The 15,919-nt window shown below is 53.1% G+C and carries 13 protein-coding genes; 12 read left to right on the plus strand and 1 reads right to left on the minus strand.

Annotated elements, in window-relative coordinates; all coding sequences use genetic code 11:
* Positions 1-107: 107 nt before the first annotated feature.
* The 8 genes from ACFR81_RS10040 (at position 108) to ACFR81_RS10075 (ending at position 11,354) form a co-directional block, all read left to right on the plus strand.
* The gene (locus ACFR81_RS10040; protein WP_068169283.1) at positions 108-899 is read left to right on the plus strand and encodes a DeoR/GlpR family DNA-binding transcription regulator; all 792 of its coding nucleotides are present in this window, start codon (positions 108-110) and stop codon (positions 897-899) included.
* On the plus strand, positions 896-1,858 hold the full coding sequence (locus tag ACFR81_RS10045) for a 1-phosphofructokinase family hexose kinase (RefSeq protein ID WP_068169281.1): 963 nt from the start codon (positions 896-898) through the stop codon (positions 1,856-1,858). The genes ACFR81_RS10040 and ACFR81_RS10045 overlap by 4 nt, the downstream gene beginning before the upstream one ends.
* Before the next feature lie 102 nt (positions 1,859-1,960).
* Positions 1,961-4,006 (plus strand): PTS fructose transporter subunit IIABC, encoded by a 2,046-nt coding sequence (locus ACFR81_RS10050; RefSeq protein ID WP_068169278.1) that lies wholly within the window; start codon positions 1,961-1,963, stop codon positions 4,004-4,006.
* A gap of 64 nt (positions 4,007-4,070) precedes the next feature.
* The gene (gene ptsP / locus ACFR81_RS10055) at positions 4,071-5,768 is read left to right on the plus strand and encodes a phosphoenolpyruvate--protein phosphotransferase (RefSeq protein WP_151145207.1); all 1,698 of its coding nucleotides are present in this window, start codon (positions 4,071-4,073) and stop codon (positions 5,766-5,768) included.
* 104 nt (positions 5,769-5,872) lie between these two features.
* Entirely contained in the window at positions 5,873-6,151 is a 279-nt protein-coding gene (locus ACFR81_RS10060; protein ID WP_068169273.1) for an HPr family phosphocarrier protein, read from the plus strand.
* 212 nt (positions 6,152-6,363) lie between these two features.
* Positions 6,364-7,464, plus strand: coding sequence for a lipid II:glycine glycyltransferase FemX (locus ACFR81_RS10065; RefSeq protein ID WP_068169331.1), 1,101 nt, complete (start codon positions 6,364-6,366; stop codon positions 7,462-7,464).
* Positions 7,465-7,508: 44 nt separating this feature from the next.
* A complete protein-coding gene (locus tag ACFR81_RS10070) occupies positions 7,509-9,308 on the plus strand; it encodes a threonine/serine exporter family protein (RefSeq protein ID WP_343876369.1) in 1,800 nt (599 codons plus the stop codon).
* A gap of 45 nt (positions 9,309-9,353) precedes the next feature.
* On the plus strand, positions 9,354-11,354 hold the full coding sequence (locus tag ACFR81_RS10075; protein ID WP_141669359.1) for a threonine/serine exporter family protein: 2,001 nt from the start codon (positions 9,354-9,356) through the stop codon (positions 11,352-11,354).
* On the opposite strand, the gene ACFR81_RS10080 is transcribed toward ACFR81_RS10075, so the two are convergent.
* The gene (locus ACFR81_RS10080; protein WP_343876370.1) at positions 11,332-12,012 is read right to left on the minus strand and encodes a uracil-DNA glycosylase; all 681 of its coding nucleotides are present in this window, start codon (positions 12,010-12,012) and stop codon (positions 11,332-11,334) included. The two genes, ACFR81_RS10075 and ACFR81_RS10080, sit on opposite strands and share 23 nt — an antisense overlap.
* Positions 12,013-12,062: 50 nt before the next feature.
* On the opposite strand from ACFR81_RS10080, the gene ACFR81_RS10085 reads away from it, so the two are divergent.
* The 4 genes from ACFR81_RS10085 (at position 12,063) to ACFR81_RS10100 (ending at position 15,886) form a co-directional block, all read left to right on the plus strand.
* Positions 12,063-12,350, plus strand: a complete 288-nt coding sequence (locus tag ACFR81_RS10085) for a DUF3263 domain-containing protein (protein ID WP_343876371.1) — start codon at positions 12,063-12,065, stop codon at positions 12,348-12,350.
* Between the two features lie 50 nt (positions 12,351-12,400).
* The gene (locus ACFR81_RS10090; RefSeq protein ID WP_145173819.1) at positions 12,401-13,027 is read left to right on the plus strand and encodes a LytR C-terminal domain-containing protein; all 627 of its coding nucleotides are present in this window, start codon (positions 12,401-12,403) and stop codon (positions 13,025-13,027) included.
* A 285-nt stretch (positions 13,028-13,312) separates the two neighbouring features.
* Entirely contained in the window at positions 13,313-14,941 is a 1,629-nt protein-coding gene (groL, locus tag ACFR81_RS10095; RefSeq protein ID WP_068169257.1) for a chaperonin GroEL, read from the plus strand.
* 171 nt (positions 14,942-15,112) lie between these two features.
* Positions 15,113-15,886: a hypothetical protein gene (locus ACFR81_RS10100; RefSeq protein ID WP_343876372.1), complete on the plus strand. Its 774-nt coding sequence runs from the start codon at positions 15,113-15,115 to the stop codon at positions 15,884-15,886.
* The last annotated feature ends 33 nt before the right edge of the window (positions 15,887-15,919 follow it).

Raw genomic sequence — 15,919 nt, forward strand, 5'->3', positions numbered from 1 at the left:
GTGGGATAAAAGCCAATTTACATTGACGAAACAACATAAACCCACATAAAATCAAGGCGCAAGGTTGTATGCAATTCCATCCCCCACTGTGTTAGGTGATGTTCTTTATGTTCGCAGAGGAACGCCGCGCCGAGATCGCTAAATTAGTAGCATCCGCGCGAAGAGTGAACGGTGCCGAATTGGCCCGCCGCTATGAAGTGACGATGGAAACTGTACGACGCGACCTCGCTGCCCTTGAGGCAGAGGGCAAACTACGCCGTGTTCATGGCGGCGCCGTCACTGTAGAGCAGTCAACATCAGTTGAATCGTCTATTGCTCTCCGCCAGAGCCTCAACACTCCTGAAAAACAGCGCATTGCTATGCAAGCCTATGAGCTGTTGCTTGATGCAGATGCGGGCGCTGTGGTGCTGGATGCTGGAACCACTATTGAAATTTTGGCTGACCGAATTGCCTCGGAGAACTTCAGTCTCAAATCTGGTGCAGATCGCCTCATTATTACTCATGCGCTTCACATCGCCGTGAAGTTAGCTGAAGCTGAGGGTATTGTTCTGGATCTAGTGGGCGGACAGGTTCGAAAAATGACGTGGGCTGCCATCGGCGCTCAGACCGCAGAACATTTCTCCACTATCCGCCCTGATATTGCTTTCATAGGCGTGAACGGATTGGACGCAGAGTTCGGTCTAAGCACTCCTGGTTTGAGCGAGGCAATAGTTAAGACGGCGATTGTTAAGTCGGCGCGTCGTGTAGTTCTTCTGTGCGATTCGGCAAAGTTTGGTAAGGAATCACTGATTCGTTTTGCCGGCTTGGAAGACGTCGACACATTAATCACTGATAAGGCACCCGAGGGAGACCTCGCGGCTGCGCTTGAAGAATCCAATGTAGAGGTTGTAATCGTATGATTGTCACGCTAACCGCTAACCCCAGCTTAGATCGCACGGTGGAGCTCCCTTCAGAACTGAAGCGGGGAACCGTGATGCGCGCTGAACGAACTGCCCAGGATTCTGGTGGTAAAGGCGTCAATATCGCCCGCGCATTGAAGGTTTCTGGCTTTGATACCGTGGCGGTTTTGCCCGGTGATAACGAAGACCCCGTGTTGATGGGGTTGAAAGAAGAGGGCGTTGAATATACCAACATGCCCACTGGGGCGGCTATCCGCTCTAACATCACCGTGGTAGAGCCCGATGGAACGACCACTAAGCTCAACGCCCCGGGTGAACCTCTCAATGGGGCAGCTCAACAGGAACTTACCCGCTTGCTTATTCAGGAAACTCATGACGCTTCCTGGCTGGTTTTGGCAGGGTCGCTGCCTCCCGGCGTCCAGAGCGATTACTACTCGGTGGTAGGTCGTGCTATCCGCGAAGCATTGGGAGAAAAAGCTCCTTTGATTGCCGTGGATACCTCAGGTCACGCTTTGCGGGATGCCGTGAACGGGCAGGATGGAATGCCCAACCTCATCAAGCCCAACTCCGAAGAACTCGCTGAACTGGTGGGACGCCCCGATGAGTGGGAAGAGCTTGAGGGGAATATCGAACTCACCGCACGCACAGCTAAGGAACTAGTAGAGCGTGGAATTGATACCGTGTTAGCTACCCTTGGCGGTGAAGGAGCGGTACTTGTGACCCGCGATGGCGCATGGCATGCTAAGCACGAACCGGTGCAGGTTCGAAGCACCGTTGGCGCCGGAGATTGCTCCCTGGCTGGCTACCTCATTGCCCATGAGCAGGGTAAATCCGTGGAGGAATGCCTAGCACAAGCTGTTGCCCACGGGTCAGCTGCGGCGTCTTTGGCAGGTACCCAGGTGCCCACCCTTGCCCAGACCGCACCGGATAAAGTGACTATCACTCCGGTTTCACTCTAGATTTCGCCTATCGCACATGCGGTGCATTTGTTCGTCAACGATAGGGGACCGCTCGAGGGCGGTTTACGAACTGCGAATGTACCTTTTATTTGAGGAGAACCTATGTCTGCTGTCATTACTGCAGATCTCGTGAGCTTAGATGAAAATCTGGGCGATTCACGCTTTGATGTGATTTCCCGTCTTGCCCAGATGGTCACGCAAGCTGGCCGAGCTACTGACTTCGACACTCTCTATGCGGATGCTAAAGCGCGCGAATCAAAAACAGATACCGGTATTCCCGGTGGTATTGCGATTCCGCACTGCCGTTCAGCCGCAGTTACCGAACCTACTTTAGCGATGGCGCGTCCGCATCCTCCGATTAATTTCGGAGCGAAAGACGGTCCCGCCGACCTCATTTTCTTCATTGCTGCTCCCGATGGGGCAGATCAGGCGCATCTGAAAATTCTTTCCACGATGGCGCGTTCGCTGATGAAAAAGACCTTCACCGCGGCTCTGCGCGAGGCAAAGAGTGCTCAGGAAGTAGTTGATCTCGTCAACGGCGCTTTGGGAGTCAACGCAGACGGGTCACCAAAGACCGCAGAGTCTGCTCCTGCCGCTCAGACGAGCGCTACAGCTGCTGCTACTGCGGCATCGTCGGTTGCTGCCACGGAAAGCTCATCTTCTACCCGCAAAAAAATCGTAGCGATTACTGCTTGCCCCACCGGCATTGCACACACCTACATGGCTGCAGACGGCCTCAAATACGCCGCTGAAGAATTAGGATACGACTTCAAGGTTGAGCCCCAGGGTTCCTCCGGTGGCGACAAGCTCACTGCCGCAGATATTGAAGAAGCTGACGCCGTTGTCTTTGCTGTAGATGTGCCCGTTCGCGGTCGCGAGCGTTTTGCTGGCAAGCCCTATGTTGAAGGTCCCGTTAAACGCGGTATCGACGATCCCAAACAGATGATTGAGGACGCTCTCACGGAGGCTTCGACTCCCAATGGACGCCGCGTAGCAGCAGCTCACGGTACTTCCGCTGAAGAATCTACTTCGGATGCTGGCAAGCCCTGGGGCACTCGTATATACCAGGCGCTGATGTCCGGCGTTTCTTACATGATCCCCTTCGTTGCCGCTGGCGGTATCATCGTGGCGCTGGGTTTCATGCTCGAAGCGATTACCGTACCGAACTTGGGTGAGGTTGACCCCGCTGCGATTCTGAAGGACGCGTCCCTGTGGAACCTCGGCGATACTCCGCTGAGCCTCTACATTGGTGCAGCATTGCACACCATCGGTGGTTACGGTCTGGGACTGATGGTTCCTGCACTCGCTGCTTATATTGCTTACGGTTTGGCACAACGCCCAGGTATTGCTCCCGGTTTTATCGCCGGTTCAGTTGCTCTCCTGGTGGGCGGCGGCTTCCTCGGCGGTATCGTTGCAGGTTTGCTTGCTGGTTTGTGCGCCTACTGGCTTTCTTTGCCCAAGCTTCCACGCTGGCTTGGTTCAATGATGCCGGTGGTTATCACTCCGCTGATAGCAACTCTTTTTGCAGCCGGGCTCATGTTCTTCGTTCTGGGCGGTCCTATCGCTTGGATTATGAACGGTTTGCAGGACTGGCTGATGTCCATGTCCGGTGCTTCTGCTGTACTTCTTGGTCTGGTTCTGGGTGCCATGATGGGCTTCGATTTGGGCGGTCCTGTGAACAAGGCAGCCTACCTCTTTGCAACTGCCGGTCTTGCATCGGGAGAACTGGCTAACCAGCAGATTATGGCAGCCGTTATTATCTCCGGCATGGTTCCCCCTCTGGCTATGGCGCTGGCAACTACCGTGCGTCCTCGCCTGTTTAGCCAGCCTGAACGCGAAAACGGCAAGGCAGCCTGGTTACTCGGTGCATCCTTCATCTCTGAAGGTGCGATTCCTTTTGCAACCGCTGACCCGCTGCGTGTTATCCCTTCCTCAGTCATCGGCGCTGCTGTAGCTGGCGCTATCTCGATGGGTGCAGGCGTAGCTTCTCCCGCCCCTCACGGTGGTATCTGGGTTATTGCTTTGATGGAAAACTGGCCCATGTTCCTGGTAGCAGTTCTTGCCGGCACTGCGGTAACCGCAGTGATTTATATCGTCCTCAAAATGATGACGAGCAAAAAAGAAGAGTCTGCTAAAGCTGTTGCCTAAATACCGGTAGTATTGCAACCAATTCAATTACTCTGAGTCTTCCTACAGTAAGGAACATAAGGATATGACTACTTATAAAGGCGTTGGCGTTTATGCTGGCCGTGTGATTGGCCCTGTGCTTCAGATGCCAGAGCCAATCAAAGAGCCTAAAGCAGGTTTGAAACTTGCTGAGGGCGAGACCGTAGAGTCGGCAAGTGCCCGTATTCAATCAGCAGCTGAGTCGGTTAAAGCTGACCTTCTAGAGCGTGCTGAAAATGCTGGTCGTGACGGCAAAGCGGTTCTGAAGTCCACCTCGCAGATGGCAACTGACCGTGCGTTGCTCAAGGGCGCAAAGAAGCTCGTGGAGAAGCAGAGCATGGCTCCCGAGCGCGCTATCTGGGAGGCCGCTAGCGACTTCATGAAGCAGATGGAAGCTCTCGGCGGTTACATGGCTGAGCGCGTGACTGATATTCAGGACGTGCGTGCCCGCATCGTTGCTGAGCTAACCGGCCAGCAGGCTCCCGGCATTCCCGTAGCTAGCGAACCGTTCATCCTGGCAGCTATTGATTTGGCTCCTGCTGATACCGCTACTTTGGATCCTTCAAAGGTTATTGCTCTGATTACTTCCGATGGGGGTCCTCAGGCTCACACTGCGATTTTGGCTCGCGGGCTGGGTCTGCCTGCTGTCGTTGCAGCTAAAGGTGTTACCGAGATTGCTAATGGAACCTTGGTTTATGTTGATTCCAACGAAGGTTTGGTTGATACCGAACCTACCGAAGAGCAGAAGAGCTCTGCTGAGAAGTATGCTAACCGTCAGCCTCTCCCTGCTTTTGATGGCAAGGGTGTTTTGTCGGATGGCACTTCCATTCCTCTGTATGCTAACGTGGGCGACGGCAAATCAGCTGAAAAGGCTGCAGGTTTAAGCGCAGAGGGCGTTGGTCTTCTGCGCACCGAATTCGGCTTCCTCGGAAACGACTCTGAGCCTTCGGTAGAAACTCAGGCAGAGACTTACAAGTCTGTGTTTGATGCTTTCCCCGGTCAGCACATTGTGGTTCGTACCCTCGATGCCGGTGCTGATAAGCCCCTTCCCTTCTTGAACGTGAAGGAAGAAGAAAACCCTGCACTGGGCGTGCGTGGTTTCCGTACCGACTGGACCGTGCCCGGCGTCTTGAACCGTCAGCTAGAAGCTATTAACAAAGCTGCTGAGGGATCAGAAGCAGACATCTGGGTGATGGCTCCGATGATTTCTACCACCTCTGAAGCACGTACCTTCAGCAAGATGCTTGATGAAGCTGGCATTCAGACTAAGGGCGTTATGGTGGAAACACCTGCCGCTGCCGTCAATGCTGAAGCAATTCTCGGTGAAGTAGATTTCGTATCCATCGGTACCAATGACCTCACCCAGTACACCATGGCAGCAGATCGTCTTCTGGGCGATCTCGCGCACCTGAATAACCCTTGGCAGCCTGCAGTGCTGAAGATGATTAAGCTGACCGTTGAAGGCGCTCAGCGTGCATCTGTACTGCACGGCACCAAGAAATATGTTTCGGTATGTGGCGAGGCAGCAGCTGACCCCGCACTTGCCGTCGTTTTAGTGGGCTTGGGCGTTGACACCCTCTCCATGAATGCCGGCGCGATTGCAGCAGTATCTGCTGTTCTCAAGACCGTCACCAAGGAAAAGGCTCAGCAGATTGCAGTGAAGGCTCTGTCCCAGATTTCATCTGCAGAAGCTAAGACAGCAGCTCGCGAAGAGCTACCGATCTTGGACGAACTCGGACTGTAATATATACCGAATTGTGATGGTTCGGTTTCGCAAATGGAACTGAACCTCTACTAGACTCAATAGTGGAAGAGACAACTTCCCGAACTCTATTCAAGGAGAAAATCATGGCAGAACGTATCGCCACCATTGCAAGCCGCGTTGGCCTGCACGCACGCCCAGCAGCTATCTTCGCTGAAGCAGCTGGCGACCTGCCCGTTGAGGTCACCATTGCAGCTGAAGGCGAGCCCGCAGACGAGGCTATGGACGCAGCTTCAATCCTCTCACTGATGTCACTCGGTGCTAAGCACGGCGACAAAGTTGTACTTCGTGCAGAAGGCGACGGCGCTGAAGAAGCTCTTGACACCTTGGTCAAGATTCTCGAAACCGATCACGACGCTGAGTAATCACTGAGCCTCACAAGGTTTAAAAGTCCCGCAACCCATCGAAGGGATGCGGGACTTTTTCGTACCCTACTGTGGGGGGTGCCAAAGTATCTTGAGCAATTACTCACGCAACATGTGCTGTATTCATCGCGGTGACCTCGCTAGACTTAGACACCGAAGCAAAAAGTTTGAGAGCGTGGCAATCTCCGCGCATGGAAAAGAAGTTGAGGCTCTTGCGAGAATTTACAGCACGCTTTGCGACCGATGAAGAAATCAGTGCATGGGATGACCACGTTACCGCTAACCCTAACGGCGGTAACCTGCTACAGTCGGCGTCTTTCGCATCGGTGAAGGCTAAGCACGGCTGGAAGCCTCTGCACATGGTTTACGAGGGTACTACCGTTCTTAACGGGGAAGATACACCTTTCAAAAGCTATAACCTCATCCTTGAAAAATCTGTACCTGCACTAGGCAAGGTGTGGTACATGATTAAGGGACCCGACGTGAACAGCGTTGAAGAGATTCCCGCCCTCATGGATGCGAACAAGGAATTTATCGAAGCGAATAAGCTTGGCGTCTTTCTGATTAAGATTGAGCCGGATTTGATTGATAGTGAGCAGAACTCTGCTTTCTTGGCGAAAACCGGTTTGAAGAAGGCTTTCAATATTCAGCCTAATGACTCCACCGCAGTACTTGATACCGACAAGAGCGAAGAAGATGTGCTGAAGTCGCTGAGCTCCCGCGGTCGCAACGCTGTGCGTCGTTCCAAGCGCGAAGGTTGCGAAGTCGAGCGCGTGGAACTGACCGAAGAGAACATGCAGAAAATGTATGCTCTGATGGACACTGTGGGTCAGGGAAATGCCAAGGTAAACCTGCGTTCCTACGACTACTACAAAGACTTCTGGACCACCTTCGAAAAAGCGGGCCAGGGCCGTCTCTACTTCACCTACGAAGACGGCGAACCTTCGGTCGGTGCGTACGTTATTGCCTACGGCGATAAGGGAACCTATAAGGACGGCGGCTCTAAGCCCCGCCGTAAACAGTACGGTGATTCCCACCAGGTTCAGTGGACCGCTTTGACTGATTTGAAGAAGGACTTTGATATTAAGTCTTACGACTTCTGCGGTACTCCGCCTAAGTCAGAGTTGAAGAACAAGGATCACCACTACTACGGTCTGGGACTCTTCAAAACGTCCTTTACCAAGGACGTTATTGATTACGTTGGTGTATGGGATCAGGTTCTTTCACCGGCTAAGTATGAGCTGTGGACTCGTTTCGCTGAGAAGGTTCAGCGCGGACTCTGGGTACGGAAGACCGGTCAGCCTTTCTACTAAAAACTCTCCCGCTAGGGAGCTTCGTTGATGCGGAGGTGTATTGCTTGAGTAATTCTTCAGAGTTGCCTCAGCAGTACCCCTCCGCATCTGCTTTTGAGCCTGCAGAGGCGGCGCTTGGAACTTCTGCCCTTCCTCTCACGCCACAAGATTCCGAACCATCGGTGAACTTTCTTTCTCTGAGTGACAACGGGGAAGCCCCGGTGGAGAGCACCGGCATATTACCGCCGTCCTATCCTTCGGCATCGCCAGAGACTGCCCCCGCCGTGCAGCCGGTTGGCGTTTCTCGTTCTCCGAAGGGCGTGCGCTCTTCTCTGAAATCCCTGGTGAAGGCGGATATAGCGCTGAAGCAACCGGTGCGAGGAGTCGCTCGTCTTTCTCAAAAACAGTTTTCTGCACATATCGCAGAGCAGAACCGGGATCAGCGTATCCGCGAAAAAGAGGAAATCCACCAGATACTCAACTTTGCATTGCGGTTGGCAGAGGCGATGTTCCACTGTGGTGCAGATACGATTGACGTCGATTCGGCGGTGGTTTCGGTCTGCTCTGCTTATGGGTTGGACGACGTCGAAGTGGACATCACCAGCCAGTCGGTGATTATCAATTATGTTTCTGATGTTGACGTAGTCAACGATAAGACTCGCGCTATCGGTCTGGTGACGCCTGATTCACCCGGGGAGAGTGATACAGCAGCCATCGAGAACGAGCGTATTGCCTACACCGTGATGCGTGTGGTGCGTTCGTGGTCTGAAAACTATGCAGAGTTGGAAGATATTTACCGGCTCATTGGCAACATTACGCAACGCAAACTGAGCTGCTCACGAGCTCAGAAACGACTTAATTATCTGGTGAAAGCCCGTAAGCCTTATTCGCCGTTAGTGCTGACTTTAGCGCACGTTATGACTGCGGCGTCGTTGACAGTAGGTATTGGTGGCTCTGCACCCGCAGCGCTTATTTCTGGAATTACATTTTCTCTGGTTCATCAGATTAATACGCTGATAGACCGAATGAAGGTGCCGGAGTTCTTTAACATGCTGGTGGGCTCATTGCTAGTTACATTGATGGGACTATACCTGGCAGACGAGCAATCTGTGTTGGCTAAAATCGGTGTGCATGTTGAAGCCCAGTTTATTGTGGCTGCGGGAATGTTCATGCTGCTACCTACCTCCCGCATGATTTCTACGGTGCAAGACGCGCTAACGGGTTTTCCTTTGACTGCGGCGGGAAAGTTTGTTTCCGCAGGACTCTCCCTGTTGGGAATAGGCATAGGTCTTTCTTCTGCGGTAGCTCTCTTGCAAGTGTTTGGGCTGGGTACTTTGCAGATTCAAGAGGCTATATTTCATCCGCTCAATAGTTTCAAGAACCTTATTTTTATGGTGCTTGCCTCGGTTTCTATCGGCGTCATTTACTACGCCCGCCGTCAAGCGCTGCTGTGGATTGTGCTGATTTCGACGTGCGGAATTTGCCTCACTAACGTCTACGTGGCGGTTTTGGGGGAGGGCGCAGGGCGCGCTTATGCGATTTTAGGCGCGGTAGTAGTAGGCATGATGAGCACCTATCTTGCTTTTAAACTTCAGGCGCCGGCATCCATGTTCTATGTGCCTTCCCTAACCTTTCTGCTCCCCGGTCTTTCAATGTTTCGCGGCCTCTATCTCTTTACCGTTCAGGGCAACCAGGGGGCAGGTCTTCCCAGTTTGCTAACAGCCGCTACCATTATTTTTGGTATGGCTGCCGGTGTGGTTTTGGGCGGTTTCATTATGCAGTATCTTCTGCAAAAATTTATGAAATCTGAGATGCTAGAAACCATGCCGCTGACCAGCATGATGATGGCGGTCAAAAAACACTAGCTCGCATGGCGCAGAAAAATTGTGCAGAAAAAGGGAAAGGGGTTCATGAGCACTCCAAACAAGCAGGGACTACAACCCACGGGGTACCCTTCAGCTTTTGACAGTTTCTCCGATGAAACCCCTGCCGCAAGTGCATTTGGTGCACCGGCAACTCTTCCCGGTGGGCTTACTCCAGATTCTGCCCAAGTTCCAGCCGCCTTCGTCCAGCAAAGCGAAGAAGAGAGTTCTGAGTCCACCGCCTTTTCAATGGATTCAGCGGAAGACCATTCTGGTTCTTCGCCGGTACTGCAGGAGGCAACGGTAGCACAGGGGCGTTCGCGCTCAATATACACGAGCGCTTTCCCTGCTATTACACCTGATCAGATTGCTGATCCGGCGCTTCGCGCGAAATTCTCTGGCGCGCCTGCTAGGTCATCTGCATCTGCAGAGACGTCGCAGAATGCGTTTGGGACGCCATCCTTAGACTCTGCCACTACATCCTTGCAGCCGACAGTCTACCCCTCGGCATCTCCTCAGACAGCGAGTATTCCGCTACCGGAATATAAACCCAAGCAAGCGGGAAACCGCTCTCGCCTCGGGCAATCGCTGCGCTCGTTTGTTAGCTCCCAACAAAACTTCACTCAACCCCTCCGCGGAGTTGCCAGTGTAGCTCAGCGCCAATTTACTCTTTCAGCCCATAAACGCCACGAGCAGTACGTTCAAGAAAAAGAACAAGCCCGCGAGGTACTTAACTTCACCGTCCGATTAGCGGAAACTATGTTCCACTTCGGCGCAGACACCCGAGATGTTGATTCAGCTATCGTGGCTATCTGTGCTTCCTATGGTTTGGATAATGTTGAGGTGAACGTGACTAACCAGTCCGTCATCGTCAACTATGTGTCTGATCCCGAGCATACGGATACTGCACAAATCGCTGTGGAAGCTAACGGAACGCGAGAGAGATTTAGCCACACGGTAGTGCGTGTGGTGCGTACTCGTTCGGAAAACTATTCTTCCCTAACGGCAATTTACGGTCTGATTCACAGCATCACCGAGAAGGGGCTTTCCCGTCATCAAGCGGAACGGCGGTTAAAGGAAATTAACCGTTCGAGAAAGCTATACTCTCCTCTGGTAATTAACTGCGCAGAGCTCTTGACGATTGGCGGTTTTACGTTGGGCTTGGGTGGTAGCTGGCGAGCTGCCTTGGCCGCGGTGGTAATTGCGGTGGTGGCTGTTACCGGTATGAGTATTGCCTCCAAAATGAGTTTGCCCAGCTTCTTCATGATGGCAATCGGCTCCGGAATCATCACTGCAGGCGCTTTGTGGGTGGGTAGCCAAGGGTCTTTAGCTCAAAATGTGGGGTTTTACGTCTCAAGTCCCCACGTTGTGGCTGGAGGGCTGTTGCTACTCTTACCTACCTCCACCATGGTGTCTTCTGCACAAGACGCTCTCACCGGCTATCCGTTGACGGCTGCGGGAAAGTTCGTGACCACTGCTCTTGATTTTCTGGGGCTAGTCGTGGGCATCGCCATGGCGCTCACGGTGATGAGTTACTTCGATGCGGCAACATTGGATGTTCAACAGGCAGTTTTTGATCCGCCTCCGATATGGCTTTCCCTGGCCGCATTAGGGGTAGGTTCTATGGCAGCGGTTGCAGTATCTCAGGGAACCGTGGCTAACATGCTATGGGTTCTAATAGTTTTTGGTGCCGGACAGATGATTTACTACGGGTTCTCCGCATTAACCCATACGGCGCCCAACACTTTCAATACTGCTTTTGCCGCGTTCGTTGTTGGCGCGTTGAGTGCTTACATCGCCTTCAAAACTCATGCGCCACAAATTTCGTTTTATGTGCCGGGTTTCCTCTTCTTGCTTCCCGGTCTATCGATTTTCCGCGGGCTGTATTCAGTGGTGATTGACCCCAGCCCTATTGCTGGCATGTCGAATCTGGTGGGTGCTTTTTCTACGATTATCGCGATGGCATCGGGAGTGGTTTTAGGGTCTTACATGGTGCACTATCTTTTGGACAAAGTAGTTCGGGCAACTAAAGAGGTAGCGCCCAATTAATAGGTTGCGCTCCCTGCTGTACCAATAACTCATTCACTTTAGAGAACGGACGAGAACCAAAGAACCCTCGCGAGGCGGAAAGTGGAGAAGGATGCGCCGACTCCACGCAAGGGTAGTTCGCTAGCATTTGCCGGCAATTACGAGCGTCGCGCCCCCACAATAGCCCAACCAGAGGTGTGCCGCGCTCAGCAAGAGCTTCGATGGCGCGGGTAGTGATTTTTTCCCAGCCCAGGTTACGGTGCGAGCCGGCTTTTCCAGCTTCTACCGAAAGAACGCGGTTCATCAACATGACACCCTGCTCGCTCCACGCCGAAAGATCGCCGTGGGCAGGAGGCGTAATTTCCAAATCAGCATGAAGTTCTTTATAGATATTTTGGAGCGAGCGAGGGAGCGGGCGTACTTCTGGATGCACGGAAAAAGAGAGCCCCATAGCGTGACCCGGAGTGGGGTAAGGATCCTGACCGATGATTAAAACCTTCACGTCGGCTAGCGGTGCTTGAAAAGCATTGAAAATATCTTGTGCAGGGGGTAGCGTGACCCGTTGCGCTAGATGTTCTTCGCGAAGAAAATTTCCCATAGCGCGAATATTGGATTCGACCGGAGCTAAAGCTTCTGCCCAGTCTGCTGCCATAATTTGATCGAGCGGTTGAGCGGGCATGGTTACTCCTTAGGGGCACATGAAAAATTAATCTGTTTTAAGATTAGGCTATGAATACTAACCGAGGGGAGGGTGCAGAGCATATGGAAGATCTTGGCGCGTCATTGAGCGATAAAAATCAAGCAGGGGCGGAACTGACTGACACCGAACGGTCCATCCTGGCGTTAGAGAAACGACGGTGGAAATACCCCGGTGCCAAAGAACAGGCTATTCTGGCAGAACTTAACCTGGGGCCTATTGCTTATTATCAGAAACTTAATGTACTCATTGATGACCCCCGCGCTATCCGTATCGAGCCCGCACTCACCCGCCGTCTGCGTGAGCACCGCGACTCCTAGACCTGCTGTGTACCCTAGAGAGTAGCAAGATTGACAACGAAAGATTCCCAGTGAACTCATACCCCCGTGACGAATTCGATGACGTTCCCGAAGACTCAGCCCGCCGTGGAGCCTACCGCGGGCAACAAATCGATCAATCCACTTCCCGTGGGGGAACGATTGCCATACTATGCGTGGGTATTTTAGGGCTTCTTCTCGGCGCTGTGATGTTCGTGGTGCAGCCGCGTACGCTTGCCCCCGATGCTCCCAATAACGTTTCGGCGGCAGTGAGCGACCCTGCCTCGGAGAGCTCCAACGAAAGCCAACAAACGCCTAAAGACCCTTCAGAAATAAACGTGAAAATCTATAACGCGGGCACCTATCCCGGTGCAGCTTCTGAAGTTGAACGCGAAATGAAAAAAGCTGGCTATAACGTCACGGGTACATCGAACTGGAAGGGCGAGAGCATCCCCTATTCCATGGTTTACTACGCCAACGGGTTCATTGCAGAAGCTAACACCGTGGCAGATGGTTTGGGTTTCTCTTACTTTGAGGAACAAAAGGACGCGCCTGCCGATATTTCGGTAGTTTTGGGACCAGATTTTGCTGGAATCCCCGAAGGAAGCTTTCAAGAAAATGTGGCTGCTCAGGAAACCGCCACGGCGTCGGCAACTGCAAGCGAGGCTCCGGCGCCCTAGTGCTGGGGAGGCAGGGGAAGCCCTGTGCGCTCACGGCGATTAAGCAGGGGTAGGGGCCGCGAATGTTTGCGCTCGCTCGCTTCAAGTGTCAAGATTGAATTAGCACTCGAGGAGTCTAACTGCTAAATCGTAGTGCTAGGTGTAGCAGTTTCCTTGGGAAATAATTTTGCTTTCAGTAGGTGAGGCGCAACTGGCTCGTGAAGAGCGCGAGTACGGGGCGTCGTCCGTCGCGGGCACCGCTGAGAGAGGTAAGAATTCTCTTAGTCCAGGAGGGATTAAGTAAAAATGGCAAAGCTTATTGCATTTGATGAAGAAGCACGCCGCGGTCTGGAAAAGGGTCTCAACACCCTTGCAGACGCCGTGAAGGTAACCCTTGGCCCTCGCGGTCGCAACGTTGTTTTGGAGAAGGCATGGGGCGCTCCCACCATCACCAACGACGGTGTATCTATCGCTAAGGAAATCGAACTCGAAGATCCTTACGAGAAGATTGGCGCAGAGCTCGTCAAGGAAGTTGCTAAGAAGACTGACGACGTCGCTGGCGACGGCACCACCACCGCAACTGTTTTGGCTCAGGCACTCGTTCGCGAGGGTCTGCGTAACGTGGCAGCTGGTGCTGATCCTCTTTCCCTTAAGCGCGGTATTGAGAAGGCTGTAGAGGCTGTTACCGCTGAGCTTCTTTCTTCCGCTAAGGAAGTTGAAACTGAAGAAGAGATCGCAGCAACCGCATCTATCTCCGCTGGCGATAAGGAAATCGGTAAGCTCATTGCTGAGGCAATGGAGAAGGTCGGTAAAGAAGGCGTTATCACTGTTGAGGAGTCCAACACCTTCGGTCTTGAACTCGAACTCACCGAGGGTATGCGCTTCGACAAGGGCTTCCTTTCCGGTTACTTCGTCACCGATCCTGACCGCCAGGAAGCAGTTCTTGAAGATCCCTACATCTTGATTGTGAACTCCAAGATTTCCAATGTGAAGGATCTTGTTCCTGTTCTTGAGAAGGTCATGCAGTCGGGCAAGCCCCTGTTGATTGTTGCTGAGGACATCGAGGGCGAAGCACTTGCACTGCTCGTGCTCAATAAGATGCGCGGTTCCATCAAGTCGGTTGCTGTAAAGGCTCCCGGCTTCGGTGACCGCCGCAAGGCTCAGATGGCTGATATCGCTATCCTCACCGGTGGCCAGGTTATTACTGAAGAAGTTGGTCTGTCTTTGGATCAGGCAACCATCGATTTGCTGGGTACCGCCCGCAAGGTTGTTGTGACTAAGGACGAAACCACCATCATCGAAGGTGCAGGCGATCAGGCTGCTATCGAGGGTCGTGTAGCTCAGATTCGCGGCGAAATCGCGAACTCTGATTCTGATTACGACCGTGAGAAGCTCCAGGAGCGTTTGGCTAAGCTGGCTGGCGGCGTCGCAGTTCTTAAGGCAGGTGCTGCAACTGAGGTTGAACTCAAGGAACGCAAGCACCGTATTGAGGACGCCGTTCGTAACGCAAAGGCAGCTGTTGAAGAGGGCATCGTAGCCGGCGGTGGCGTTGCTTTGATTCAGGCTGGTGTGAAGGCTCTTGATTCTCTCGAGCTGACCGGCGACGAGGCAACTGGCGCAAACATCGTCAAGGTTGCTATCGACGCTCCTTTGAAGCAGATTGCTCAGAACGCTGGTCTTGAGCCCGGCGTTGTTGTTGATAAGGTTCGCGGTCTGCCTGCAGGTAACGGTTTGAACGCTGCTACCGGCGAGTACGAAGACCTCATGGCTGCAGGCATCAACGATCCTGTGAAGGTAACCCGTTCGGCTCTGCAGAACGCAGCTTCCATCGCTGGTCTGTTCTTGACCACCGAGGCTGTTGTTGCTGACAAGCCTGAGCCTGCCGGCGCTAACCCCGCTGCAGGTATGGATCCCGGCATGGGCGGAATGATGTAATCGAGTTATTCTCGGCAAGAAGAGACCAGCGAGTTTTTCTCGCTGGTTTCTTTCGTTAAAGGTGGGGTCTATAGCCGGGTGTACACTCAAAGCCGGAATATTGCGCAAATTTTATGGGGGTAACGTACCGGTGCAATCGAGTGCAACACCATCTAGACCGCAAGCCTGGTTATGGACTCTGGTGACTTTTGCGTTTCTTTTGCAAACGGCGTTGTATGCGCAGGCGCAGCTGTCATGGCGCTGGCGCCCAGCATTATCGGTGTGGGACTAGCCAGTGTCTTATTAGGTTTTGGGCATCTTATATTTGTGATTGCCTCGCAAGCTTCGGTGCCTCGGTACTCTACTGACGCGACGCTGGACAAAGGGTTTGGGTGGCAGACTGCGGGAATTTCCGCCGGTCAGCTCCTGGGGCCGCTTTTGGGCGGGCTGATTCTGGGCAACAGCAGCGGCGACGAGCGAATGCACCTTATTAATATTTCGCTGTGGGTGGGCGCGGCGTTTGCACTGATTTCTATACCGCTCATGCTCTGGCCGGTGCGTGCGTCGTTACTGGTGAGCGCCATCGTGATTGCGCTGGTTCCATTGACCTTAGAGAATCTCTGGATTTCTGTTCTATCTATGGTGGTCGGTGGTTTTCTTTGTAGGAATCGCCCAGCCGCTAACCATGACCATGATTATCAAAGAGGTGCCGGTCAGCTGGCGTTCGCCTGCGCTGGCGGTGCGACTCACTGGAAATCGTTTGGGGCAGGTCTGTATTCCGCTTATTGCCGGTGCTGTAGCAGCACCTTTAGGGCCTGCGGGAGCCATCTGGTTCTGCTGTGTTCTGATCGGAATCTCGGGGGTAGAAAAGTCCGCTCGCTACGCCAAAACGGGTCCCACTTCCGCCGATCGCTGACTCACCCTCAATTTTTTCAGAACTTTAGACTACTTCTTGGGGTTTGCTAGGCGAAACGGGTTTTGAATTGTCTCGATACGGTT

Source organism: Rothia amarae, from assembly GCF_042677725.1.
Classification (GTDB): domain Bacteria; phylum Actinomycetota; class Actinomycetes; order Actinomycetales; family Micrococcaceae; genus Rothia; species Rothia amarae.